A 23,403-nucleotide genomic window follows, 5' to 3' on the forward strand; every position below is an offset into this window, starting at 1 on the left:
GCGTGTCACGCCGCATGACGAGCGGAACGACGCCCGGGCTCGCTCAGAAGCTCGTGACGAGGTCGCCGAGCACCTCATCGACCTCGGTCGGGTCGGTCGCGTCGTAGTAGTGGGCGCCCGTCGCGCTCGAGATCGACTGCAAGGTCTTCACGTCGGCGTCGGCGCCGTAGGCGAGCGTGAAGACGAGCACCGGGGTCGAGTGGTGCAGCTCCTCGAGCGTGTCGAGCATCTGCTGCGACGACGTGCTCGGCGCCTCGGTCTCGTTCCGGCCGTCGCTGAGCAGCACGATCGCGTTGATGCGGTCGGGGTCCCAGTCGTCGGCCTGTCGCTTGGCGAAGGTGTCGACCGCCTCGTAGAGCGGCGTCCACTCGATCGGCTTCAGCGTCGCGAGCGCGGACTCGAAGTCGTCGCGGGTGTCGGCGATGTCGGCGACGGCGCTCACCTCGCCGGGTGCGAGCGCCTGCGCGTCGACCTCGGAGAACGCCGCGAGGCCGACCTCGTCGCCGTCGGAGAAGTGGTCGAGCGACAGCTCGACGGCCTGCTTCGCGGCCTCGAGCTTCGTCTCGCCGGTCTCGATCGGGTCGCCCATCGACCCCGAGACGTCGAGGAGGAACAGGACGTTGGCGCGCTTGCGCACGTCGGGGAACGCCTCGTGCATCGCCACGACGACCTGCGGTTCGGGGAAGTCGAGGCCGGCATCGGAGGTCTGGGCGAGCGCGCCGACCTCCTGGACCTCGGCGTCGAGCTCGCCGTTCAGGTCGCGGTAGCCCGTCTCGCGGACAATCGCCTGGCCCTCCTTCGTGCCGGCGAAGCGCAGGAAGTCCTCAGCGGCGGCGGCTTCGGCCTCGTCGACCCAGCTGCCCGTGAGCACGACGGCCGGGTTGTCGGCGATGTAGAAGCCGTCGCTCGGGTAGATCGGCACCAGCTGCTCGGCGGGGACGTCGCTCTCGATGCGCGTGACGCCGTCGCGGCTCGTGATGCCGCGGTTGTAGTCCCACACCGACTTCTCGTCGACGATCACGGCCGAGAGGAAGTCGGCCGCCGAACCGCCGGCGTCGGCGGACTGCCGGGCGTGCCAGAGGAAGTGCTCGGGCGTGGCCATGTAGTGGCTCGTCGCGAGTTCGTGCTGCTTGACCTCGTCGGTGACCTCGTCGTCGGCGATGTCGTCGACCGTGAGCTCGGCGACCGATCCCGCCGCCGCACCGTACGAGGCGAGCATGGCGGCCTCGCCCGAACTCGCGATGACCGGGCTGGTCTTGCCGAGCTTGAACTCGCCCCACTCGGGGTGGTCGAGGTTCGCCCAGACCTCGGCGTCGTCGGCGGTCTCGAAGACCTCGGCCCACGTGGGCGGCTCCTCGTCCCAGCCGATGGCGGCCGCGAGCGGCTCGGGCATGGCGAGCACGATGTCGGACGACCCGACGCTCGTCCCCTCCGCGGGCACGTTCGCTCCGCCGCCGGCCTCGCGTGCGACGCCGAGCCAGGACCGGGCGTCGGGGATCCAGACGACCGGCCGCTCGTCCTCGGCGGTCTCGGAGAACCCGACGGCGGCCTCCTCGGCGGCGATTCCGGACTTGTCGCGCGAGGCGACGACCGTGACGCACGAACCGTCGACGTCGCGCGGCTCGGCGTTGTAGCCCTCTGCGAGCCGCTGGACCATCTCGGCGTTCTCGAACGACGACAGCACCGGCACGGTCGTGCAGGGCTCGGCGCCGGGCTCCGCCGCGGGTTCGTCGTCGGGGAAGACGATGGGCTCGGGCTCGGGTGCCTCGCTCGGCGCCGCGGTGGTGGCGCCCTGGTTCACCAGGACCATCGCCGTGACGGCGCCGCCGATGAGGAGGACGGCGGCGATGCCCGCGGCCACGGCGACCTGGACGCCGCGCCGACGGCGTCGACGGCGCTCCTCGCGCAGTTGACTGCGATCGCGTCGGGCCGGGGGGTGGCTCGGTGCGTCGGTCATCGTTCCTCCAGTCGGGACGGCTGGGCTCGATCGTGAGCCTAGCTCAGCAGCCTGCGACATCGCAGGGAACGTCCACACGGCCCGCGGCGCGCCCGGCGCGCCTCAGTCGGTGGCGTTGAGCAGCCCGATGACCACGGCCGTCCACCACGCCGCCTGCGAGACCACCGCGCTCGCGACGAACCCGAACCTCGCCCGCCCGGGGAGGGTGCGGAACGTCGCCCGCGCCGGGAGCCGGGCGAGGTCGGAGGTCCACTTCGTGAGCGCGACGCCGTTGAGGCTGAGCACGAGCACGGCGACGAGCTTGACCTGCGTGGCGGTCGAGGCGAGGTCGGGTTCGAGCAGCGCGCCGCTCGCGAGCAGGCCGGCGAGGCCGACCCAGACCGGCAGGATCATGGTGCGGTCGGCCTGGCGGAGTTCCCGCACGCTGCTCCACCCGGTGGCCCAGAGCAGCGCGTGCCACTCGATCATGAGCACGGCGCCGAGTCCGACCACGAGCGCCGCGAGGTGGACGAACAGGGCCGCGCCGTGCAGCCAGTCGGGCGGGGCGAGCACGGCGCTGAGCCAGACGGCGAGCGCCCAGGCGAGCGTCACCACCGCGTAGGCGATCGCCCGGCCGCGCCGCCTGCGGGCCTGCTTCTGCCTGATGGTGGTCGTCACGTCTCGAGCGCCGGCCTCTCGTCAGTCGCACGCGCTCGCGCGTGCGTCCCGTTCCGCTGGCCTCACCATAGCGGGCGCGTGTTTCGCGCTCGGTCACCCCGGCCTCGAGGCGTCAGGTGCGAGCGGATGCCGCTATTCGGCGACGAGCGCGAGCGACGTGTCGCCGCACGGCACGACGTCCGCGCCCCCCGGCAGCCGGACGGCGTCGGTCACGCGACCCTCGGCCTCCGCCTCGCGCAGCGGCGCGAGCGCCTCGGGGAGTCCGTCGAGCCGCAGCAGCGCTCCGGTCGCCCGGTGCGGATCGGTCGAGACGACGATGCGCCCCGAGGCGTTGACGACGGTGAGCGTTCGGTCGGCGTCGCGGAGCACCGGCAGGAGCACCTGCTCGAGCCGGGCCACGTACATGTCGGCGCCGACGAGCCCGATCATGTCGTCGTCGATGGTCACCGGCGTCGTCACGGTGACCGTGTAGTCGTCGGTGCAGAGGTAGTCGACGTAGGGCCCGGTCAGGTGCCGCGAGCCGGTGCGCTCGGGCACGCGCCACCACTCGAGCGTCGTGTAGTCGCGGAACGACTCCGCGTCGGGGTCGCTCACGGCGTCGAGGCGACGGATGCCGCGGGCGGGCACGCCGCGGAACGGGTTCCCGTCGCTCAGCCACCAGGCCAGGTGCCAGGGCGCGTCGGCGAGGTAGCCCGGCGCGGCGACGAAGCCGGCGCCCGTGATGAGGGTGCCCGGCCGGTCGAGTTCGGCGGCGACGGTCGCCGCGACGGCGGGGTCGAGGTCGGCGGCGCGCGGTTCGGGTTCGGCCGAGAGCCGTTCCACGAGGTCGTGCTGCCAGCCGTCGATCAGGGCGAACACGGGGTCGATCACGTCGGCGATGCGCCCGGCGATCGCGGAGGCGCCGGTGGCGACGGCCTGCGTCATGACGTGCTCCCTTCCTCACGTGCGAGGGACGGCGCCGATGCGGCTTCGAGCCGCACCTTCTCGTCGATGAGCCATTCCACCGCGGAGCCGATGTGCGTCGTGGTCGCGTGGCGGGCGGACGCGGCATCCGCTGCCCGGATCGCGGCGATCACCTCGAGGCGGTGTTCCCTCGTGCGGTCACGGTACTCCTGTTCGCGCAGGCACATCCAGAGCAGGACGCCCGTCTCGGCCTGGAGGCGCAGCTCCTCGTGCACGAGGCGGGGGGACTGGCTGATCGCGGCCACCTCGAGTTGGAACCGCCCGACGGCGCGGCGCGCGCCGCCGGGTGAGGCCAGGTCGGCCCGCGCGTCGATCTCGACGAGGCTCTGGAGGTCGTCGTCGCTCGCGCGGTCGGCGGCGACCTCGGCGGCCATGCCGGCGATCGCGGCGTAGTGGAGCGAGAGGTCGCGGAGCTCGATGCGGCTCATCGCGCGCACGCGTTCCTCGGTGAGGCGCAGCGAGACGTCGTCGTCGTAGGTGACGAAGCTGCCGCCGTCGCGACCGCGGCGGGTGCGCACGAGTCCCTTGTGGCGGAGCGCGACGAGCGCCTCGCGCGCGGTGACGGGTGCGACCCCGAGGAACTTCGCCAGGTCGGCCTCGCTGGGGAGGCGCTCGCCGTCGCGGAGCACGCCGGAGGCGATGGCATCGGTGAGGCGCTGCTCGACGAGCTCGGCGCGGCCTGCACCTTCGAGCGGCGAGAAGACGACGGCGCGGGCGGCGTCGGCGCGCGCGGTGGCGTGCGGCATCCGTCCTCCTCGATCGAGCACCCGGGGACCCGCCCACCCCCCGGACTGGGGGCGGTCCCGGCGAATCCGTGATGCGACCGTAACACGAACCTCTGGACTATGACATATGGATTCATAGGATTAGGAACCACGCCATCGAAGGAGAGGCCCATGACCGACCCGCAGCCGGCCATCCGGCTCACCGGACTCACCAAGGAGTTCGGAGCCGTCACCGCCGTCGACCACGTCGATCTCGAGATCGCCGCGGGCGAGTTCTTCTCCATGCTGGGCCCCTCGGGGTCGGGCAAGACCACCGTGCTCCGGCTCATCGCGGGCTTCGAGCAGCCCACGGGCGGCACGATCGAGCTCTTCGGCGACGACGTCACCAAGCGCGCGCCGTTCGACCGCGACGTCAACACGGTCTTCCAGGACTACGCGCTGTTCCCGCACATGAGCGTGCTCGAGAACGTCGCCTACGGCCTCCGCGTTCGCGGCATCGGCCGGAAGGAGCGCATCGAGCGGGCGCGCCGGGCCCTCGCGTCGGTCCGGCTCGAGCAGATGGGCGACCGGAAGCCCTCGCAGCTCTCCGGCGGCCAGCGCCAGCGCGTCGCGCTCGCCCGCGCCACGGTCGTCCAGCCCAAGGTGCTGCTCCTCGACGAGCCCCTGGGCGCGCTCGACCTGAAGCTCCGCGAGCAGATGCAGGTCGAGCTGAAGGAGATCCAGCGCGAGCTCGGCATCACCTTCATCTTCGTCACGCACGACCAGGAGGAGGCGCTCACGCTCTCCGACCGCGTCGCGGTCTTCAACAACGGGCGCATCGAGCAGCTCGGCACGCCCGCCGAGCTCTACGAGCGGCCCTCGTCGCGTTTCGTCGCCGACTTCGTCGGCACGTCGAACCTCTTCGACGACGCGGTCTCGCGCGAGCTGCTCGGCCGCGGGGGCGTGCACTCCGTGCGCCCCGAGAAGATGTCGGTCGGCTCGGGCGAGACCGGCGCCGACGTGCGCAACGCCCCGGGCACCGTCGTCGAGACGATCTACCTCGGCAGCGGCATCCGCCTCGTCGTCGACCTCGACGCCGGGGTGCGCGTCAGCGTGCTCGAGCAGAACGACCGCAACCGGGTCCACGACGACGAACGCGGCGACCGCGTCGTCGTCAGCTGGCACGACGACGACGTCGTCGCGCTGGGCGGGGCGGATGTCGCATCCGCGCCGGCCGCCTAGGTCTCGATACGGCCCTGCGGGCCTACTCGACCACCGAACGCACCACCTCCACCCACCAAGAGAAACCAGGAGAGAACCATGATGCGCACCCCGCGCACGGCGCGCCGCGGCGCGACCGTCGGCCTGGCGATCGGCTCGATCGCCCTGCTCACCCTGACCGCCTGCGGCACCACGTCGGGCGACTCCGCGTCGACCGACGAGACCCTCACCGAGCTCGGCGAGGCCGAGGGCCAGGTCTCGATCCTCGCGTGGCCCGGCTACGTCGAGGACGGCTCGAACAGCCCGGACGTCGACTGGGTCACGCCCTTCGAGGAGGAGACGGGCTGCGAGGTCACCTCGAAGACCTACGGCACCTCCGACGAGGCCGTGAACCTCATGAAGACCGGCGAGTACGACGTGGTCGCCGCCTCGGGCGACGCGACGCTCCGCCTCATCGCGGGCGGTGACGTGGCTCCCGTCAACACCGACCTCATCCCGAACTACGAGGGCATCTTCGACTTCCTCAAGGAGAAGGAGTGGAACTCGGTCGACGGGCAGAGCTACGGCGTCCCGCACGGCTACGGCGCCAACCTGCTCATGTACAACACGGAGACCTTCGCCGAGGCGCCCACCTCGTGGGACGTCGTGTTCGACAAGGCCGGCGAGAACGCCGGCAAGGTGACCGCCTACGACTCGCCGATCTACATCGCCGACGCGGCCGTCTACCTCATGCACCACCAGCCCGAGCTCGGCATCGAGAACCCCTACGCCCTCGACGAGGAGCAGTTCCAGGCCGCGGTCGACCTGCTGAAGGTCCAGCGCGAGTCGATCGGCGAGTACTGGTCGGACTACCTCAAGGAGATCCAGGCCTTCGAGACCGGCGACTCGGTCGTCGGCACGACCTGGCAGGTCATCCAGAACGTGCTCGCCGGCTCGGGTGCGTCGACCGAGGTCGTCCTGCCCGAAGAGGGCGCGACCGGCTGGTCGGACACCTGGATGGTCGCCTCCGACGCGGCGAACGTAAACTGCGCCTACATGTGGCTCGACTACATCGCGAGCCCCGAGGCCAACGCCACCGCGACCGCCTACTTCGGCGAGGCTCCGTCGAGCCAGGAGGCCTGCGAGTACCGCGAGGACTGCGAGGCCTACCACGCCGGTGACGAGGAGTACGCCTCGCAGATCTGGTACTGGACGACCCCGATCGCCGAGTGCGTCGACGGCCGCACCGACGTCGAGTGCGTCGACTACGCGCAGTGGACCGCTGCGTGGCAGGAGATCAAGGGCTGACCTGAAGGCCCGCGCGGGCCGGGGAGCACGCTCCCCGGCCCGCACACCCCCGTTTCCCCCGAGCACCACCCGACAGGAAGCAGCATGACGATGAACGCGACGGCACCGGCATCCGCTCGCGGCGCGGCATCCGACCCGCCCGAGCCCGACCGCGCCGACACGGCACCCGGTGGAGCGCCCCGGCGCGGCATCCCGAGGCCGAAGGCGACGCCGGCGCGCCGTGCGTCGGTCTTCCTCAGCTCGCACCCGCGCGTGCGGCTCGGGTTCCTCCTCGCTGCCCCGCTGTTCTGGCTGGGTCTCGTCTACGTCGTCGCGCTCGCCGCGCTGCTCGTCACGGCGTTCTGGACGGTGGACAGCTTCACGGGCGAGATCACGACCGAGTGGACGCTCGACAACATCATCACGGTGCTCACCGGGTCGCTGTACCAGACCGTGACGTTCCGCACGATCGGCGTGGCGCTCCTCGTCACGATCATCGACGTCGCGCTCGCGCTGCCGATCGCGTTCTACATGGCGAAGGTCGCCTCGCCGCGCGCCCGCCGCATCCTCGTCATCGCCGTGCTGATGCCCCTCTGGGCGAGCTACCTCGTCAAGGCCTACGCCTGGCGCTCGGTGCTCTCGCAGGACGGCATCCTCGAGTGGGTGCTCGCGCCGTTCGGCCTGCACACGCCCGGCTACGGCCTGCCCGCCACGGTCATCACGCTGTCGTACCTGTGGCTTCCGTACGTGATCCTGCCGATCTTCGCGGGGCTCGAGCGCGTGCCCGACTCGCTGCTCGAGGCATCCGCCGACCTCGGTGGCAAGACCTGGCCGACCATCCGCCACGTCGTCCTCCCGATGGCGCTGCCCGCGATCATCGCCGGCACGATCTTCAGCTTCTCGCTCTCGCTCGGCGACTACATCACGGTGAACATCGTCGGCGGCGCGAGCCAGATGCTCGGAAACCTCGTCTACACGAACGTGGGCGCGGCCAACAACCTGCCGCTCGCGGCGGCGATCGCGCTCATCCCGATCGCGATCATCTTCGGCTACCTCGCGCTCGTGCGTCGCACGGGCGCCCTGGACAACCTCTAAGGGGCGACGGATGCGACTCTCCCGACTCTCGCGCACGACGCTCGCCATCGTGGCCGGCGCCATCCTCGTGATCGTGTACGTGCCGCTCGGCGTCGTGCTCGTCAACTCGTTCTCGACGTCGACGTCGCTCAGCTGGCCGCCGCCCGGCTTCACGCTCGAGTGGTGGCAGCGCGCCTTCCAGTCGGCCGGCGCGATGGAGGCCGTCGGCACGAGCGTGTTCGTCGCGATCATCGCGACGGCGATCGCGCTCGTGCTCGGCACGCTCATCTCGTTCGCGCTGCAGCGCTTCGACTTCTTCGGGCGCCACACGGTGAACCTGCTCGTGATCCTGCCGATCGCGCTGCCCGGCATCATCACCGGTATCGCGCTGAACAACTTCTTCCGCACGATCATGGGCGTGCCGCTGTCGATCTGGACCGTGGTCATCGCGCACGCCACGTTCTGCATCGTGACCGTGTTCAACAACGTGATCGCGCGCCTGCGCCGCACCGGTACGAAGCTCGAGGAGGCGTCGGCCGACCTCGGCGCCGGCGTCTGGACGACGTTCCGGCTCGTGACCTTCCCGCAGCTGCGCTCGGCACTGCTCGCGGGCGGCCTGCTCGCCTTCGCGCTGTCGTTCGACGAGATCATCGTGACGACGTTCACCGCCGGGTCGGGGGTCACGACCCTGCCGATCTTCATCCTGAACAACATGTTCCGGCCGAACCAGGCGCCGATCGTGTCGGTCATCGCGGTCGTGCTGGTGCTCGTCTCGATCATCCCGATCTGGCTCGCGCAGCGGCTCTCCGGAGACGAGCAGCAGCGGCGGTGACCGCGAGGGCGGGGCGCGACCCGCACGCTCCGCCCCCGCCTCGCGCCGTCCCGCTTCGCCGTCGGCACCTCGATCGGCGGCGCCCGGGTGGAGAATGGGCGCATGGATGCCACGCCGACGTCGTCCTTCTCCGCCGCGCTGCCCGACTGGCTGGTCGCCGAACTCCCGCGGATCGCGGCCGAACCGCTCCCCGACGACGACGCGCGGATGGCGCTCGCGATCGAGCTCGCGGACCGGAACTGGCGGGAGGGCAGCGGCGGCCCGTTCGGGGCGCTCGTCGTCGACGCGGCATCCGGCGAACTGGTCTCCGCAGGCGTGAACCTCGTGCTCTCGAGCGGGCTGAGCTCGCTGCATGCCGAGGTCACCGCGATCTCGCTCGCGCAGCGCCGGCTCGGCCGGTGGGACCTGGGTGCGGGCGGCGCCGAGCTCGAGCTCGTCGTCAACTGGGCGACGTGCGTCATGTGCTACGGCGCGACGATGTGGTCGGGGGTGCGGCGACTCGTCCTCGCGGGCGACGGCGAGGAGTGCGAGCGGCTCACCGGCTTCGACGAGGGCCCGATGCCGGCCGACTGGATGGGCGAGTTCGAGCGCCGCGGCATCCACGTGCACTCGGGCGTGCGACGCGACGAGGCGATCGAGGTGTTCCGTGCCTTCGGCGCGTCGGACGCGGTCGTCTACAACGCGCGCGGCGCGACCGAGCGGTAGGCCCGGGCGCAGCCGGGGAGCGCCGCGATGGGGATCGACAACGACGTCTACGACCGGCTCGGCGCGACGTGGTGGGATGAGGAGAATCCCCTGAACGTGCTGCACGGCAGCTTCACCCCCGCGCGGATGCGGTACTTCCGGAGGGTCCTCGAAGGGCTGGCCGTGTCCGGCGGCCGGATGCTCGACGTCGGCTGCGGCGCGGGGTTCCTCTCCGAGGAGTTCGCGCGGTCGGGGTTCTCGGTCACGGGGATCGATCCGTCGCCGGTCGCGATCGCCGCCGCGCGCGCCCACGCCGAGGCCGGTGGGCTCGCCATCGCGTACCGCCTCGGCAGGGGCGAGGAGGTGCCGCTCGCCGATGCGAGCGTCGACGTGGTCACCTGCTGCGACGTCCTCGAGCACGTGGCCGACGTCGAGCGGGTGGTCGCCGAGGTGGCTCGGGTGCTCCGGCCCGGCGGCGTGTTCCTGTACGACACGATCAATCGGACCCGGCGCAGCCGGCTGCTCGTCATCCGCGCGATGCAGGAATGGCGCTGGACGCGGATCACGGACGCCGAGATCCACGACTGGGCGATGTTCATCACCCCGGCCGAGCTCTCGGCGGCGCTCGACCGGCACGGCCTGGCCGCCGCCGAGACGGTCGGCCTCGCGCCCAGGGCCGGCCTGCCGGCGATCGTGCGCGACCTGCTGCGCACCCGACGGGGCCGGATGAGCTACGGCGAACTGAGTCGGCGGCTCGACTTCGGCGAGGTCGAGGACGTCCGGGTGTCGTACCTGGGGTACGCGGTCCGGAGCGGATGACGCCGGCGACCGGCCCGGACCTCGTCCGGACCGGCCGGACCAGCGTCAGCGCTCGGGGTGTCCGCCGCGCCGCCCGCCTCGGCCGCCGTGCGCCTCGTGCAGGTGGACGTGCACGTGGACGTCGTCGTGTCGGCGGCCGTGACCGCGACCGCGCCCGTCGTGCGGGTGCTCGCACGCGTCGACGTCGTGACCGTGGTAGTCGTCGAACGCCGACGGATGCCGCATCGGCCCGCCGTGCGGCCCGCCGACCGCCCACGGCGGCGTGCCCCATCGGGCGCCGCCGCCGCGCCGCATCCACGGTGCGGGCCCGAAGCCGGGGCCGAACCCGGGGCCGAAGCCCGGACGACGCCGCCCGCGTCCGCGACGGGGCTCGGGCGTGGACTCGTCCCAGCCGAGTTCGCGGGCCATCGCCTCGAGCGAGGCGATGGTGGTGGCGTACTCCTCGTCGGAGACGGCCGAGCGCACGCGGTCGCGCACGGCCTGCACGCGCTCGGTAAGCCGGTCGAGCGACTCGCGCCCGGCGTCGGTCAGCGACCAGGCGCCGGGCCCGCCGGTGACCCAGCCGCGCTCGACGAGGTCGTCGAGCTTGTGCGGGCGGGCGGCCAGTCGCGCCTCGAGCCGTTCGTCGCGGACCTCTCCGGCGACGAGGTTGAGGAGGCGCCAGTCGCGCAGGCCGACGCCCTCCTCGGCGAGTGCGGCGTCGACCTCGGCGGCGATGCGCCGCTCGACGGCCTTCAGCCAGAAGCCCAGTGGCCGGATGCCGCGGGGCGGCGTCTCGGGCGCGTCGGCCGCGCCGTCGGCCTCGTCGGGTCGGTCGTGGTCGTGGTCGTGGTCGTGCTCTTCGAATCGATCGTTCGTGTTCATGGGAATCCTCTCGTGGCGCGCGTCGGCGCCGGGTGCATGTGCGTCGCCCGCGTCGGTCCGCGGGCGTGCTCGGGGGTGCCGCGACTGCGGCGTCGGGGCGAGCGCCCCGGACGTGAGACCGTCGGCCGGGAATGGCGTCGGTCCATGTCGCATGACATGTATATGCACTATGACATGCAATGTCATCGCATGTCAAGTGACATGTATTCTTGGGGGGTGGACGAGCAGCATCCGGCGGGGCAGGGCGGTGACCCCGTCGAGCGCATCGAGGCGGCGCTCGCCTCGCTCCGGCGCGGCGGTCGGCCGCAGTGGGGGGCGCCGCACGGCGAGGCCGGAGAGCACCATCGCCACGGGCCGTTCGGCGGGCCGCACGGCGGCCCCTTCGGAGGGCCGTTCGGCCGAGGCGGTCCCGGCGGCGGGCGCGGTCCGTGGGAGTTCCGCGTGGGCCCGGTCGCTCGTGCCCGCCTGCTCGCGATGCTCGACGCCGCGGACCGACCGATGTCGGTGACCGAACTCGCCGGCGCCGTGGGCGTCGATCAACCCCGTGCGAGTCGACTCGTCCAGGCGGTCGTCGAGGAGGGACTCGCCGTGCGCGAGGCCGATCCCGACGACGCCAGACGCACGCGCATCCGGATCACCGACGATGGCCGCGCGGCGGTGCACGCCGCGACATCGAGTCGTCGGCGCGCGATCGAAGCCGCGCTCGACGGATTCAGCGACGAGGATCGCGAGCGCTTCGCCGAACTCCTCGGCCGATTCGCCGACGGCCTCCGCCGGGCGCATCCGCCGCACCGGTGATCGGGTCCGCCGCGTGATCCGCCCCCGCGGTACGCGTGCTCATGTGAGCAGGTCGGTGGAGCGAACCTGCACATTCGCAGTCGTCGCATGAACGGTACGTGACAGGCCTTCCCGATCGCCCGGGACCTCCATAGGCTGACGCCGTCCGGGGGTCAGGGTGGCCCCCTGTCGCGTGCCGGAGGTGCCGAGATGCAACGACCCGTCCAACGCCTGACCGTGGGGCTGACCGCGGCAGCCCTGATGGCGGTGGGAATCGCGGTACCCGCGACCGCCGCCGTGGCTGCGGAGGAGCCAACCGACCTCATCATCAGCGAGTACGTCGAGGGCACGTCCTTCAACAAGGCCGTCGAGCTCTACAACCCCACCGAGGCCGACATCCCGCTGACGGGCTACTCGCTCGAGGTGTACTTCAACGGCAGCGCCACGGCGACGACCGCAGGCACGTTCGCCCTGACCGGCACCGTCGCCGCCGGCGACGCGTTCGTGTTCGCCGACGAGGACCTCGTCGCGTTCGCCGACCAGATCACGGCGAACAACCTCTGGAACGGCGACGACGCGATCGTCCTGAAGCACGACGGCGCCGTCGTCGACTCGCTCGGTCAGGTCGGATTCGATCCCGGCAGCGAATGGGGCACCGGCCTCACGTCGACCTTGGACAACACCATCCGCCGGAACGCGAACGTCTGCGTCGGCGACACGATCGTGAACGACGTCTTCGATCCGTCCGCCGAATGGACCGGATACGCGACGAACACCTTCGACGGCCTCGGCTCCCACACCGTCGACTGCGACGGCACACCTCCGCCTCCGCCGGTCGCCGACTGCGACGCCGAGATCGTCGCGATCGGAGCGGTGCAGGGCTCCGGCAGCGCATCGCCGCTGATCGGCTCGAGCGTCGAAATCGAAGGCGTGGTCATCGGCGACTTCCAGGTCGGCGGATTCAACGGGTACTACGTGCAGGACGGGGGTGACGGCGACCCCGCGACCTCAGACGGCGTCTTCGTCTACGCACCGGGCGGCGCCGCGGTCGACGAGGGCGACCTCGTGCACGTCGTCGGCACCGTCAGCGAGTTCAACGGGCTGACCGAGATCACCGCGACGGTCGTCTCGACGTGCGACACCGGCCTCGCACTGCCGCCGGCGGCCGAGGTGACCCTCCCCTGGGACGACGCCACCTACGAGGCGCTCGAGGGCATGCGCGTGACCCTCCCGCAGGAGCTCAGCATCATCGAGTACTTCAACTTCGACCGCTTCGGCGAGATCGTGCTCGGCACCGAGCGCCAGATGCAGCCGACCGCCGTGTACGAGCCGGGCTCGCCCGAAGCCACGCAGCTGGCTGCGGACAACCTGGTCAACCGCATCACGCTCGATGACGCTCGCAGCGTGCAGAACCCCGACCCGGCCATCCACCCGAACGGCGCCGAGTTCACCCTCGAGAACCGCTTCCGTGGCGGCGACCACGTGACGGACGTGACGGGCGTGCTCGACTACCGGTTCGGCCTGTGGCGGGTCCAGCCCACGCTGGGCGCGGACTACACCGCGGTCAATCCCCGCACCGACGTGCCGGACGTCGGCGGTAACTTCACCGTCGCGAGCTTCAACGTGCTGAATTACTTCACCACGCTCGGTTCGAGGGGTGCGGCCACGCCCGAGGAGTTCGAGCGGCAGGAGTCGAAGATCGTCAGCGCGATCTCGGCGATCGACGCCGACGTGTTCGGCCTCATCGAGATCGAGAACAACGGCGATGACGAGGTCAGCGCGCTCGACACGCTCGTCGCCGCACTCAACGAGAAGCTCGGCGCAGAGGTGTACGCCGCCGTCGACACCGGGGTGATCGGCACCGACGAGATCACGACGGCGTTCATCTACAAGCCGTCCGAAGTCGAGCTCGCAGGTGTCTTCAAGATCCTCGATGAGAGCGTCGACGCACGCTTCAACACCGACCTCAACCGACCGGCACTCGCGCAGACGTTCGCCGACGTCGAGACGGGCGAGGAGGTCACCGTCGTGGTGAACCACTTCAAGTCGAAGGGCAGCGACTGCAACGACGTCGGCGACCCCGACACGGGCGACGGGCAGGGCAACTGCAACCTCACCCGCACGGCTGCGGCCGAGGCGCTCGCCGACTGGCTCGCCACCGGACCGACGGGTGCGGAGGCCGGCCGCGAGCTCATCATCGGCGACCTCAACTCGTACGACAAGGAGGACCCGATCCAGGCCCTGGTCAACGACGGCTACACCGACCTGCTGCTCCAGGAGCAGGGCGAGAACGCGTACTCGTACGTGTTCGACGGCCAGCTCGGCTACCTCGACTACGGTCTCGTCGGCAGCGGACTCGCCGGTGAGGTGACCGGCGCGTCGACGTGGTCCGTCAACGCCGACGAGCCCGACCTGCTCGACTACCTCATGGGGTTCAAGCAGGACGCCCAGGACGCGATCTTCGCTCCCGACGCGTACCGCTCGAGCGACCACGACCCGGTGATCGTCGGCTTCGACTTCATCGCGCCCGAGCTCTCGGTGACGGTCGACCCTGAGGTGGTCTTCCCGCCGAACGCCAAGTGGCGGACCGTCACGTTCGACATCGAGGCGACTGATGACTCGGGCGAGGTCGAGGTCGAGCTCGTCGAGGCGACGGCCGAGGGCCACAAGGCCCAGGTCGAGGTGATCTCCGACACCGAGGCGCGCGTGCTCGCTCGCCAGGGCGCCGTGTACACGTTCGTCTTCGAGGCGACCGACCCGAGCGGCAACACCACCACCCAGGAGGTGACCGTCACGGTCGGACCGTAGTCCGGCCCCCAGCCCGACGGCGCGTCGCTCCCCTCCCCGGGGCGGCGCGCCGTCGTCGTGCGTGCGTCGCTATCGCGTACCCGGAGCGGCCGCGGCATCCGTCGCCCGCTGCGGCACGCGGACGAACAGCATGAGCACGAGCCCGGCGGCCAGCACGAGCACGATGCCGAGGACGCCCCAGTACGTCGCGCCGAAGATCGCGATGAACATCGACCAGAGCAGCGGCGACAGGAAGCTCGCGGCCCGCCCCGTGGTGGCGTAGAGGCCGAAGATCTCGCTCTCGCGACCGGCCGGCGTGACGCGCGCCAGGAACGAACGCGACGCCGCCTGCGCCGGGCCGACGAAGAGCGTGAGCACGAGGCCGAAGATCCAGAACGGCAGCTTGCCGGCGTCGTGCAGGAAGAACACGATGAGCCCCGCGCCGACGAGCCCGCCGAGCGCCGTGAGGATGACCGCCCGTGGGCCGAACCGGTCGTCGAAGCGCCCGGCGACGATCGTCGAGACGCCCGCCAGCAGGTTCGCGGCGATGCCGAAGATCATGACCTCGTTCGAGGTGAAGTGGAACGCGACCGCGGCGATGACGGCACCGAAGGCGAAGACGCCCGCCAGCCCGTCGCGGAACACGGCGCTCGCGAGCAGGAACCAGAACGTGGGCCGCGACTCGCGCCAGAGGCGCACGATGTCCTGCACGAGCACCGCGTAGCTGCGGAAGAAGCCGACCCGCTCCCGGCCGGGCGCCGGCGGCGCCTCGGGCACGTAGACGAGGACCGGCCAGGCGAAGACGAGCGTCCACACCGCGCAGCCGACGGCGATCACCCGGTAGACGAGACCGTCGTCGGTCGGCATGCCCCACCAGTCGAACGCCGTCGCGACGACGACGAGCACGAGCGCGACGATGCCGCCGAGGTAGCCGAGGCCCCAGCCGAGTCCGGAGACTTTGCCGACCGTCTTCGGCGTGGAGACCTGCACGAGCATCGCGTTGTAGTTCACGCCCGCGATCTCGCTGAACACCGTGCCGGCCGCGATGAGCGAGACCCCGAGCACGAAGAACGACGGCGTGCCCTGCACGAAGAAGAGGCCGAGCATGCACGCGACGAGCGCCGCCGTCGCGCCGCCCAGCCAGAGCTTGCGACGGCCCGCGACATCCGCTCGCTGGCCGAGCACGGGGGCCAGGAGGGCGATGAGGATGCCCGCGATCGTGATCGCCCAGCCGAGGCCGCTCGCGAGCTCCGCCAGCCCGCGCTCGTACGCGGGGTCTCCCTCGCCGAGTGCCGCGACGGCCGGGTCGAGGAACCAGTCGCTCGTGAGGTAGAGCGCCGTGAAGACGAACGTGAGGATGACCGAGTTGAACGGCTGGGTCGCCCAGTCCCAGAGCGCCCACGACCACACCTGCCGTCTCGGGACGATGCGCTCGCCCTGCAGCTCGAGGCCGGTGACCGCGCGCAGTTCGGCGGTCGACAGGGGCGGAGTGACGACGCCGGGACGCGTCGGGTGCGGAGGTTCGGGCGACTGGGGCTGGTCGGTCATGTGGGGAGTCTTCCGACGTGGGGTGAACGGGCGGTGACGGCGCGCCCGGACCAGCCGATCCGCGTCGATCCCGTGCAGGCTAGCGCCTCCGACTCCGTGCGCGATAGCCGCACGCGGTCGCTTCATCCGCGTGCCCGATCCGCGGCGCCGGGCTCACCCGGCTCCGCGTCGGACTCCCCGGCCGGCTCCCCGGCCCCTCGCGTCAGGCGGCCGACTCGGCCGCGGCCTCGCGCTTGATCGCCGACAGCTCGAACTCGAGCGTGATCTTCTCGGAGACGAGCCATCCGCCCGAGTCGAGCGCCATGTTCCACTCGAGGCCGAACTCGCGCCGGTCGATGCGGCGGGTGCCCTCGAAGCCGGCGCGGAGCGCGCCGAACGCGTCGGTCTCGACGCCGGTGAACTCGATCGGGATGGTGATCGGCTTCGTGACGTCGCGGATCGTCAGGTCGCCGGACACCACGAGCGCGTTGTCGCCGACCTCCTCGATCCGCGTGCTGCGGAAGGTGATGTCGGGGTACGTCTCCGCGTCGAAGAAGTCGGCGCTGCGCAGGTGCTCGTCGCGCTGCGCGTTGCGCGTGTCGACGCTCGCGACCTTGAGCACGATCTCGGCCGTCGACGCGTCAGGGTCGTCGAAGTCGACGTGCAGGGTTCCGGTCAGCTCGTTGAAGGCGCCGCGGACGGTCGCCACCATCGCGTGCTTGGCCGAGAAGCCGATGCGCGTGTGGCCGGGGTCGAGGTCCCAGTCGCCGCTCAGGTCGGGTCGCGTGTCGGTCATGATCTCCCCAGGGTCGTTCACCAAAACTCCCACAGTCTCTCATCCCGAGCCTGATCGGATGCCACGAGCGGGTCTGCCGCGCCGATCGGGCGCGTTCGAGGCGCCCGATCGGCGGGTCGTCGGACCCGGCGGCGTCACCGCGTCACGTCGCCGACGAGCTCGGCGAAGAGCTCCTCGGCGTCGCACTCGAGGCGCTGCCGGGTGAACCACTCGCACACGTTCACGCAGTCGCGGTGCAGCAGGTCGAACCCGTTCGGGTTCGCGACCACGTCGACCACCTGCGGCAGGTCGATCGCGACCACGCGGCCGCGGTCGACGAGCAGGTTGTACGGCGAGAGGTCGCCGTGCGCGAGGCCCGCGTGCGCGAGCGTCCGCATGAACCCGGCGATCTGGTGGAACAGGTCGCGGAGCCCGTCGGGCGTCGCCCGCACTTGGGCGAGCCGGGGCGCCGCGACGCGCCCGTCGCCGATGAACTCCATGAGCACCTCGGTCTCGCTCACCTGGACGGGGTACGGCACGGCCGCGCCGAGCTCGGTGAGTCTCGAGAGCGCCGCGAACTCGGCGTACGCCCATTCGACGCGGGCGACCTCGCGGCCGTACGACGACGAGCGCTGCACGGCGCGCACGTCGCGCGAGCGCCGCGTGCCGCGCCCCTCGGTGTAGATCGCCGACCGGTGGAACAGCCGGTTCTCGGCGCCGCGGTAGCGCTTCGCGGCGAGCAGCGTCGCGTTCCCCGGCACCTCGGCGGGTGCGCCGGGAACGGCGCGCTCGATCAGCCAGAGGTCGGCCTCCTTGCCGGTCTTCACGATGCCGAGTTCGGTGTCGATCGCCGCGGCGGACGTGACGAGCCACTCGGGCCGCGGCTGCGGCCCGCGCTCGCTGGGCTGGGTCGCCGGCCAGGTCGACCAGCGTTGGTCCTCGCCGGGCTCGACGTCCGAGAAGGCGAGTGAGGCGGATGCCGCGCCGAACGGCGCAGCGGTGGCCGCGCGCGATCGCGCGGCGGAATCGTCCAGTGACGACAGCATGTTCACGGTGGTGTCTCCGAGATCGTGGAGGCCACCGTTCGCGGATGCTAGCGGGCGGCCTCGCAGGGAAGGGTGTCTGCGATACGCGCGACAAGGACGGTGTTCATCGCTTCACTCCTTCCGGTCTCGGCCCGCTTCGGGCGGGGTGGTCGCCCCGATCGGGCGACGGATGCCGCGTGGCGCGGCCCGCATGAGCATACGCCGCGCCGCGGCATCCGTAAAGGGTCGCGCACCCACCGACTTCGTGCGCCCGACCTGATCAGTCAGGCCAGGTCGGCCACGGAGGTCAGGACGTCGTCGGTGCTCACGAAGTAGGTGACGCCGTCGACATGCACCATCGCCGGCTGGTAGTTCGCGTCGTAGTCGGGCGGGGCGGTCAGAGTGCCGGTGAACGGTTCGTCGGCCTCCGTCCATCCGGCCGCGAGCAGTTCGGACTGTCGCGCGGCCCACGCCTCGTCCGATTCGGGGAGCCGTGCGACCCACAGGGCCACATCGCTCTGGTCGGCCGCCCAGATGCAGTGCAGGGCGCCGTCGTCGACGAGGTCGATCATCGCTTGGCCGAGCGGGAACGCGTCCTGCCGGGCGGTCAGCCCACTGGAGGCGAGCCGGTCGTACTCCGCCTGGACGAGCACGTCCTCGCAGGTGGGTTCCGCCTCCGGAGCGGTCGTCGGCTCGGGGCTGAGGGTCGCGGGCGAGGTCGCGGGTGACGGCGAGGGGTCCGTCCGTGGCGTCGTGGTGCATCCGGCGAGCACCGCGGCGAGGGCGAGGCTCGCGGCCGCGATGGGGACGGCGTGTCGGTTCATGGCCGGATCATAGGCGCGGGGCGGCCTCGGCGCCTCAGGGATGCCCCCGAGTCGCCCGGTGGGGGCGATCGCGTCTCAGTGGCACCAGTCCGACGAGCCGCCGTTCTGGGTCAGCACGACCTCGCCGGTCTCGATGTCGACGATGGTGGTGAGCCGTCCGACGAGCGAGGGGGCGTTGGGATAGCCGTCCGAATCGGCCCCGATGGGCGCCGTCTCGACGGCGACCAGGCGCCCGTTCGGCGAGACGCAGGTCGCGAGTCGTCGGCTGTCGGCGCCGGTCGCGTGGAGCACGACCGTCTCGGCCTCGCCGACCCGGGCGAGGAGCGCCTCGGTCGCGACCGAGCCTACGCCGTCACCGGAGACGATGAGGACCTCGAGCAGGTGGGTCCCCGTGTCGTCGAGCTGCATGACGTGTCCCGGGTAGGCCTCGTCGGGCAGCTCGGCGGACGGGAGGACGTTCTCGCGCGCCTCGCCGGTCTCGAGGTCGAGGATGGTTCCGCGATCCGGATCCGCCAGGATCAGGTCGGTCGTTCCGGGCAGCATGCCGCGGAGTTCGGCGTGGGTCCCCAGGGGCTGGGCGGGCGAGAGGCCGAGCGCGTCGGCGAGGAAGACCGCGCCGTCGACGTCCTGCACGACGACCGACGTCGTCCCGGGGACGAACACCCAGTCGTTGACCGTCACCGGCGTGCCGTCGGGACCGAGCACCGGCACGGGTTCCGCCGCCGCACCGGAGACGTCGAGGGTGTAGAGCACGCTCTGCGGGGCCGGCTCCGCATCCCCGGCGGCCGGGTTGAACGTGTACGCGACGAGGGGCTGGGTGGTCGAACCGCCGATCGAGTTCACCGTTCCCGGCTCCGGGAACGCGATCGTCTGCGTCGTGTCGCCGATCCCGGCGACACGCAGCGAGTTCGAGCCGTCGTCCTCGATCGCGACGCCCACGACGACGTCGCCCGCGTGGGCGAACGAGCGGAGGCGAGGCGCCTCCAGCACGTCCTCCGGGGTCGGGTCGCCGACCGAGGACCGCCGGACGACGTCGGGTTCCCCCTCGGGACTGCGCCGGACGAGGGTGTGCACGGGTTCGTCCGCAGTGGTGAACCGGTACTCGATCGTCGCCGCCGCCGGCTGCGCCGTGCCGACCACGCCGTCGATCGTCACGGTGACCGCCTCGTCGTACGGCAGCGGCTCGTCGAACGACACGACCAGCCGGTCACCGTCGATCTCGAGCTCGAAGGATTCGTCCGGCGTCACCACGACGTCGCCGTCGACCCGGTCGACGGGCTGGTTGAGCTCGAGCACGAGTCGCGAGCCGGCGAGGGTCGTGGCGCGCTCGACGTCGATGGCGGCGTCCGCGAGCTTCGGGCCCTGGGTGAGCGAGGCGGCGCCGAGGAGGACGGATGCCCCCGCGAGCACGCCGATCGTCGCGGTGAGTCCGCGTCGGAACCGGCGACCTTCGGCCTGCCGGGCCCGGTCGCCCTCGCGCGGGTTCCGGTGATCAGTAGACATACGGCTGCCCCGGCTCATCCGTCGCTCCGACCGTGCCGGGGAGGAGCGCCAGGCCGTCCTGGTCGGTCGGATCGGCGGCGAGCTCGCCCGTGCCGACGACCCAGTCGTCGACCGAGAATTGCTCCCTCCAACCCGGCAGGTGGACCGGAACGCCGACCGGCCGGGCGTCGATCGCGCAGTGCGTGATCTTGAACCGCGTGATGTAGAAGCTGTCGTCGGGGTCGCCGGGCACGGGCGAGACGAAGCCCGCGAGCTCGATCTTGATCCCGCCGAACTCGGCCGGGTCGTCGAACTGGTTCGCGATCAGCGCCCAGTCGGAGATGTCGAACGTCGACGGATCCGCGCCGGCCAGGCTCGGCGCGTCGGCCGCGAGTTCGGCGGCGGTGACCTCGACGTCGCGGTCGATGGCGGTCCGCGCGGTCAGTGTGGCGGGCGGGAGCACGAGCAGTGCGACGGCGGCTCCGGCCACGATCACGATCGCCGACGCGGTTCGGATCCGCCGCCGCGCCGGCCCGACGCGGCGTGCCCGCGCCGCGGGCACGTGGTGGCTGTGTTCGTGTTCGTGCTCGTCGTCGGCGCCGACCGCGTGGTGTTCGTGGTCGTCCTGCACCGGTGCGAGGGCGAGCGCAGCGAGCGCGAGGGTGCCGCCGATGATCGTCATGACCACCGTGAAGGCGGCGTAGTCGGGGTTGATGTACAGCCCGAGCTGCTCGGTCGCCGCGAGCCACAGGACGGCGACGACGGAGACCAGCGTGAGCGCGACGCCCTTCCAGCGGGAGACGAGGCTATGCAGCAAGGTTCACCGCCAGTCCGAGCGCGGCGCTCGCGAGGGCGACGATCGCGGTCAACTGGACGAGCGTGCGCGTCGTGAAGGTCGTGCGCATGAGCGCCAGCATCTTCACGTCGATCATCGGCCCGAAGACGAGGAACGCGACGATCGCGCCGGGCATGAAGGTCGACCCGAACGCCAGGACAAAGAAGACGTCGACGTTCGAGCACAGCGCGACGACGAAGGCGAGGAGCATGAGCGCGAAGACGCTCAGCACGGGGTTCTGGCCGAGGGTGATCAGGATGTCGCGGGAGACCGCGACCTGGATGAACCCGGCGATCGCCGACCCGACGAACAGCGCGGGGAGCATCGCCGAGGTCTCCTCGACGAACATGCGCGCGCCGCGCCGCGGCGTGGTTGCGGCATCCGCATGTTCACGGGCGCAGGCGGCCTGGAAGGCCGGCGTGAGCAGCGACATCGGGTCGGGGTGCCGGCTGAACACCCAGCCGACGAGGTTGGCGATGACGAACCCGCCGACGATGCGCCAGACGAGGATGCCGTCCTGCCACCCGAACGCCTGGTAGGTCGTGATGATCGTGACGGGATTCAGGATCGGTGCCGCCAGCAGGAAGGTCATCGACTCGCCGACCGTCAGCCCGCGCTGGAGCAGTCCGCGCGCGAGCGGCACGTTCCCGCACTCGCAGACGGGCAGCAGGATGCCGAGGAGCGAGATGAACGCGCGCCGCAGGAATCCGTTCGCCGGCAGCCGTCGCGTGAGGAAGTCGGGCGGCAGCCAGAGCTGCACGGCGATGGAGAGCACGATGCCGAGGAAGACGAACGGCAGGCTCTCGATGACGACGCTCGCCGAGAGCGTGACGAAGTCCTGGACGGCGTCGGCGAGCGCGGTGCCGGGGTCCTCCGGCGTCAGGATGCGGATCGCGGCGAACAGTGCGACGACTGCGAGGCCGATCGCGAGCCCGATCGTTCCGAGCGGCCGCCGGGGCGACTGGGCCGTCATCCGGGCGCGGCGGCGCGTGGTCGTCGTCGGAGGGGTCATCGTTCCTGCACGGGCCTGGGGCGGGGGAGGTCGGCGCTCGGCTCGCTCAGGCGCGTGCTGCGGCGGCCTCGTCCTCTTCGGTCGCGACGAGCTGCCCGCAGGCGCCGTCGATCTCCTTGCCGCGGGTGTCGCGGATGGTCGTCGGAATGCCGGCGTCGGAGAGGCGGCGCACGAACTCGCGCTGCACCTCGACCTCGGAGGCCGTCCAGATCGAGCCCGGGGTCGGGTTCAGCGGGATCGGGTTGACGTGCACCCACCCTCGGCCGCGCGCGTTGAGCTTCTCGGCGAGCAGGTCGGCGCGCCATCCGTGGTCGTTCATGTCCTTGATGAGCGCGTACTCGATCGAGACGCGGCGACCGGTCTTCTCGAAGTACTCGCGTGCGGCGTCGAGCGCCTCGTCGACCTTCCAGCGCGAGTTCACCGGGATGAGCTCGTCGCGCAGGCCGTCGTCGGGCGCGTGCAGGCTGAGCGCGAAGGTCACGGGCACGTGCTCGTCGGCGAGCTTGCGGATGGCGGGGACGAGGCCGACCGTCGAGACGGTGATGTTGCGCGCCGACATGCCGATGCCGTTCGGCGCGGGCGCGGCCATCGTGCGGACCGCGCGCATGAGGCGGGCGTAGTTCGCGAGCGGTTCGCCCATGCCCATGAAGACGATGTTCGAGACGCGCTCGGGCGTGCCGTCGTCGGCGCGCTTGCCGTGCAGGGCGCCCGACGCGATCACCCGGTTCGCCTCGACGACCTGCGCGAGGATCTCGGCGGCCGACATGTTGCGGGTGAGGCCCGCCTGGCCGGTCGCGCAGAACGGGCAGTTCATGCCGCAACCCGCCTGGCTCGACACGCACAGCGTGATGCGGCCGGGGTAGCGCATGAGCACCGACTCGACGAGGGCGCCGTCGTGCAGCTTCCACAGGAACTTGATGGTGTCGCCGCGGTCGGTCTCGAGGCGGCGCACCTCGGTGAGCAGCGGCGGGAGGAGGCCGGCGACGAGTTCCTCGCGGCCGTCGGCCGGGAGGTCGGTCATCTCGGCCGGGTCGCTCGTCCAGCGCGTGAAGTAGTGGCGCGCGACCTGCTTCAGCCGGAACGCCGGGATGCCGAGTTCCTCGGCCTTCGCCTTCCACTCCTCCGGCGCGAGGTCGGCGAGGTGGGCCGGCGGCTTGCCGCGCTTGGGCGAGGCGAACTGGAGCAGGGGCCGGCCGTCGGCGCCCTTCGCCTGCTTCCAGCCCTCGGTCTTGGGGCGGACCTGGCGGATGCCCGCGGAGCCGGCGGGGGTCTCTGGGGCGTCGGTCGGCATGGTCCAAGGGTACGCGCCGACGCCCGA

21 protein-coding genes are annotated in these 23,403 nt (G+C 71.5%); 8 read left to right on the forward strand and 13 right to left on the reverse strand.

The genetic code is table 11. The annotated features are described in order from the left end of the window. Positions 1–43 precede the first annotated feature (43 nt). From GJ743_RS00940 to GJ743_RS00955, 4 genes are all read right to left on the reverse strand, one after another. A complete protein-coding gene (locus GJ743_RS00940) occupies positions 44–1,957 on the reverse strand; it encodes a substrate-binding domain-containing protein (protein ID WP_155050066.1) in 1,914 nt (637 codons plus the stop codon). Between the two features lie 102 nt (positions 1,958–2,059). Next, positions 2,060–2,614, reverse strand: coding sequence for a hypothetical protein (locus GJ743_RS00945; RefSeq protein ID WP_155050067.1), 555 nt, complete (start codon positions 2,612–2,614; stop codon positions 2,060–2,062). A gap of 132 nt (positions 2,615–2,746) precedes the next feature. Further along, the gene (locus GJ743_RS00950; protein WP_155050068.1) at positions 2,747–3,538 is read right to left on the reverse strand and encodes a PDC sensor domain-containing protein; all 792 of its coding nucleotides are present in this window, start codon (positions 3,536–3,538) and stop codon (positions 2,747–2,749) included. Then, positions 3,535–4,323 carry a FadR/GntR family transcriptional regulator gene (locus tag GJ743_RS00955; protein WP_155050069.1) on the reverse strand — a complete coding sequence of 263 codons (789 nt, stop codon included), beginning with the start codon at positions 4,321–4,323 and terminating at the stop codon, positions 3,535–3,537. Before GJ743_RS00955 ends, GJ743_RS00950 begins: the two co-directional genes overlap by 4 nt. A gap of 150 nt (positions 4,324–4,473) precedes the next feature. On the opposite strand from GJ743_RS00955, the gene GJ743_RS00960 reads away from it, so the two are divergent. The 6 genes from GJ743_RS00960 (at position 4,474) to ubiG (ending at position 10,177) form a co-directional block, all read left to right on the forward strand. Continuing rightward, positions 4,474–5,523, forward strand: coding sequence for an ABC transporter ATP-binding protein (locus tag GJ743_RS00960; RefSeq protein WP_155050070.1), 1,050 nt, complete (start codon positions 4,474–4,476; stop codon positions 5,521–5,523). Positions 5,524–5,601: 78 nt separating this feature from the next. Further along, the gene (locus GJ743_RS00965; RefSeq protein WP_155050071.1) at positions 5,602–6,789 is read left to right on the forward strand and encodes an ABC transporter substrate-binding protein; all 1,188 of its coding nucleotides are present in this window, start codon (positions 5,602–5,604) and stop codon (positions 6,787–6,789) included. 84 nt (positions 6,790–6,873) lie between these two features. Then, entirely contained in the window at positions 6,874–7,863 is a 990-nt protein-coding gene (locus GJ743_RS00970; RefSeq protein WP_230386251.1) for an ABC transporter permease, read from the forward strand. A 10-nt stretch (positions 7,864–7,873) separates the two neighbouring features. Continuing rightward, positions 7,874–8,674: an ABC transporter permease gene (locus tag GJ743_RS00975; protein ID WP_155050072.1), complete on the forward strand. Its 801-nt coding sequence runs from the start codon at positions 7,874–7,876 to the stop codon at positions 8,672–8,674. Between the two features lie 102 nt (positions 8,675–8,776). Next, the gene (locus tag GJ743_RS00980) at positions 8,777–9,379 is read left to right on the forward strand and encodes a nucleoside deaminase (RefSeq protein ID WP_155050073.1); all 603 of its coding nucleotides are present in this window, start codon (positions 8,777–8,779) and stop codon (positions 9,377–9,379) included. 27 nt (positions 9,380–9,406) lie between these two features. Beyond that, positions 9,407–10,177, forward strand: a complete 771-nt coding sequence (ubiG, locus tag GJ743_RS00985) for a bifunctional 2-polyprenyl-6-hydroxyphenol methylase/3-demethylubiquinol 3-O-methyltransferase UbiG (protein ID WP_155050074.1) — start codon at positions 9,407–9,409, stop codon at positions 10,175–10,177. Between the two features lie 45 nt (positions 10,178–10,222). On the opposite strand, the gene GJ743_RS00990 is transcribed toward ubiG, so the two are convergent. Beyond that, the gene (locus GJ743_RS00990; protein ID WP_155050075.1) at positions 10,223–11,041 is read right to left on the reverse strand and encodes a MarR family winged helix-turn-helix transcriptional regulator; all 819 of its coding nucleotides are present in this window, start codon (positions 11,039–11,041) and stop codon (positions 10,223–10,225) included. 216 nt (positions 11,042–11,257) lie between these two features. On the opposite strand from GJ743_RS00990, the gene GJ743_RS19880 reads away from it, so the two are divergent. Next, complete coding sequence (locus GJ743_RS19880; protein WP_328288667.1) at positions 11,258–11,839, forward strand: MarR family winged helix-turn-helix transcriptional regulator; 582 nt, start codon at positions 11,258–11,260, stop codon at positions 11,837–11,839. A 189-nt stretch (positions 11,840–12,028) separates the two neighbouring features. Then, positions 12,029–14,626 carry an ExeM/NucH family extracellular endonuclease gene (locus GJ743_RS01000; protein WP_155050077.1) on the forward strand — a complete coding sequence of 866 codons (2,598 nt, stop codon included), beginning with the start codon at positions 12,029–12,031 and terminating at the stop codon, positions 14,624–14,626. A gap of 69 nt (positions 14,627–14,695) precedes the next feature. Here GJ743_RS01000 and GJ743_RS01005 read toward each other — a convergent pair whose 3' ends face one another. The 8 genes from GJ743_RS01005 to rlmN all read right to left on the reverse strand — a co-directional run bounded on the left by GJ743_RS01005 (position 14,696) and on the right by rlmN (position 23,376). Then, entirely contained in the window at positions 14,696–16,153 is a 1,458-nt protein-coding gene (locus GJ743_RS01005) for an MFS transporter (protein WP_155050078.1), read from the reverse strand. Positions 16,154–16,355: 202 nt separating this feature from the next. After that, the gene (locus GJ743_RS01010; protein WP_155050079.1) at positions 16,356–16,928 is read right to left on the reverse strand and encodes a YceI family protein; all 573 of its coding nucleotides are present in this window, start codon (positions 16,926–16,928) and stop codon (positions 16,356–16,358) included. A gap of 134 nt (positions 16,929–17,062) precedes the next feature. After that, a complete protein-coding gene (locus GJ743_RS01015; protein ID WP_155050080.1) occupies positions 17,063–17,953 on the reverse strand; it encodes a serine protein kinase RIO in 891 nt (296 codons plus the stop codon). 263 nt (positions 17,954–18,216) lie between these two features. Next, the gene (locus tag GJ743_RS20050; RefSeq protein WP_155050081.1) at positions 18,217–18,756 is read right to left on the reverse strand and encodes a hypothetical protein; all 540 of its coding nucleotides are present in this window, start codon (positions 18,754–18,756) and stop codon (positions 18,217–18,219) included. Between the two features lie 75 nt (positions 18,757–18,831). Next, positions 18,832–20,259 carry a hypothetical protein gene (locus GJ743_RS01025; protein WP_155050082.1) on the reverse strand — a complete coding sequence of 476 codons (1,428 nt, stop codon included), beginning with the start codon at positions 20,257–20,259 and terminating at the stop codon, positions 18,832–18,834. Next, positions 20,249–21,055 carry a TIGR03943 family putative permease subunit gene (locus GJ743_RS01030; RefSeq protein ID WP_155050083.1) on the reverse strand — a complete coding sequence of 269 codons (807 nt, stop codon included), beginning with the start codon at positions 21,053–21,055 and terminating at the stop codon, positions 20,249–20,251. Before GJ743_RS01030 ends, GJ743_RS01025 begins: the two co-directional genes overlap by 11 nt. Next, entirely contained in the window at positions 21,045–22,085 is a 1,041-nt protein-coding gene (locus tag GJ743_RS01035; RefSeq protein ID WP_230386252.1) for a permease, read from the reverse strand. The genes GJ743_RS01030 and GJ743_RS01035 overlap by 11 nt, the downstream gene beginning before the upstream one ends. Positions 22,086–22,131: 46 nt before the next feature. Beyond that, positions 22,132–23,376 (reverse strand): 23S rRNA (adenine(2503)-C(2))-methyltransferase RlmN, encoded by a 1,245-nt coding sequence (gene rlmN / locus GJ743_RS01040; RefSeq protein ID WP_155050084.1) that lies wholly within the window; start codon positions 23,374–23,376, stop codon positions 22,132–22,134. Positions 23,377–23,403: the final 27 nt, after the last annotated feature.

It is taken from the genome of Agromyces bracchium (assembly GCF_009709675.1).
Lineage (GTDB): Bacteria > Actinomycetota > Actinomycetes > Actinomycetales > Microbacteriaceae > Agromyces > Agromyces bracchium.

Bases quoted from the DNA above. Each gene is read 5' to 3' on its own strand.
- GJ743_RS00970 (WP_230386251.1), top strand. From the start codon at position 6,874: ATGACGATGAACGCGACGGCACCGGCATCCGCTCGCGGCGCGGCATCC.
- GJ743_RS00990 (WP_155050075.1), bottom strand. From the start codon at position 11,041: ATGAACACGAACGATCGATTCGAAGAGCACGACCACGACCACGACCAC.
- GJ743_RS00980 (WP_155050073.1), top strand. From the start codon at position 8,777: ATGGATGCCACGCCGACGTCGTCCTTCTCCGCCGCGCTGCCCGACTGG.
- GJ743_RS01010 (WP_155050079.1), bottom strand. From the start codon at position 16,928: ATGACCGACACGCGACCCGACCTGAGCGGCGACTGGGACCTCGACCCC.
- GJ743_RS01035 (WP_230386252.1), bottom strand. From the start codon at position 22,085: ATGACCCCTCCGACGACGACCACGCGCCGCCGCGCCCGGATGACGGCC.
- GJ743_RS01025 (WP_155050082.1), bottom strand. From the start codon at position 20,259: ATGTCTACTGATCACCGGAACCCGCGCGAGGGCGACCGGGCCCGGCAG.
- GJ743_RS00940 (WP_155050066.1), bottom strand. From the start codon at position 1,957: ATGACCGACGCACCGAGCCACCCCCCGGCCCGACGCGATCGCAGTCAA.
- GJ743_RS00950 (WP_155050068.1), bottom strand. From the start codon at position 3,538: ATGACGCAGGCCGTCGCCACCGGCGCCTCCGCGATCGCCGGGCGCATC.
- GJ743_RS20050 (WP_155050081.1), bottom strand. From the start codon at position 18,756: ATGAACCGACACGCCGTCCCCATCGCGGCCGCGAGCCTCGCCCTCGCC.
- rlmN (WP_155050084.1), bottom strand. From the start codon at position 23,376: ATGCCGACCGACGCCCCAGAGACCCCCGCCGGCTCCGCGGGCATCCGC.
- GJ743_RS01015 (WP_155050080.1), bottom strand. From the start codon at position 17,953: ATGCTGTCGTCACTGGACGATTCCGCCGCGCGATCGCGCGCGGCCACC.
- GJ743_RS00960 (WP_155050070.1), top strand. From the start codon at position 4,474: ATGACCGACCCGCAGCCGGCCATCCGGCTCACCGGACTCACCAAGGAG.
- ubiG (WP_155050074.1), top strand. From the start codon at position 9,407: ATGGGGATCGACAACGACGTCTACGACCGGCTCGGCGCGACGTGGTGG.
- GJ743_RS01000 (WP_155050077.1), top strand. From the start codon at position 12,029: ATGCAACGACCCGTCCAACGCCTGACCGTGGGGCTGACCGCGGCAGCC.
- GJ743_RS01005 (WP_155050078.1), bottom strand. From the start codon at position 16,153: ATGACCGACCAGCCCCAGTCGCCCGAACCTCCGCACCCGACGCGTCCC.
- GJ743_RS00955 (WP_155050069.1), bottom strand. From the start codon at position 4,323: ATGCCGCACGCCACCGCGCGCGCCGACGCCGCCCGCGCCGTCGTCTTC.
- GJ743_RS00975 (WP_155050072.1), top strand. From the start codon at position 7,874: ATGCGACTCTCCCGACTCTCGCGCACGACGCTCGCCATCGTGGCCGGC.
- GJ743_RS00965 (WP_155050071.1), top strand. From the start codon at position 5,602: ATGATGCGCACCCCGCGCACGGCGCGCCGCGGCGCGACCGTCGGCCTG.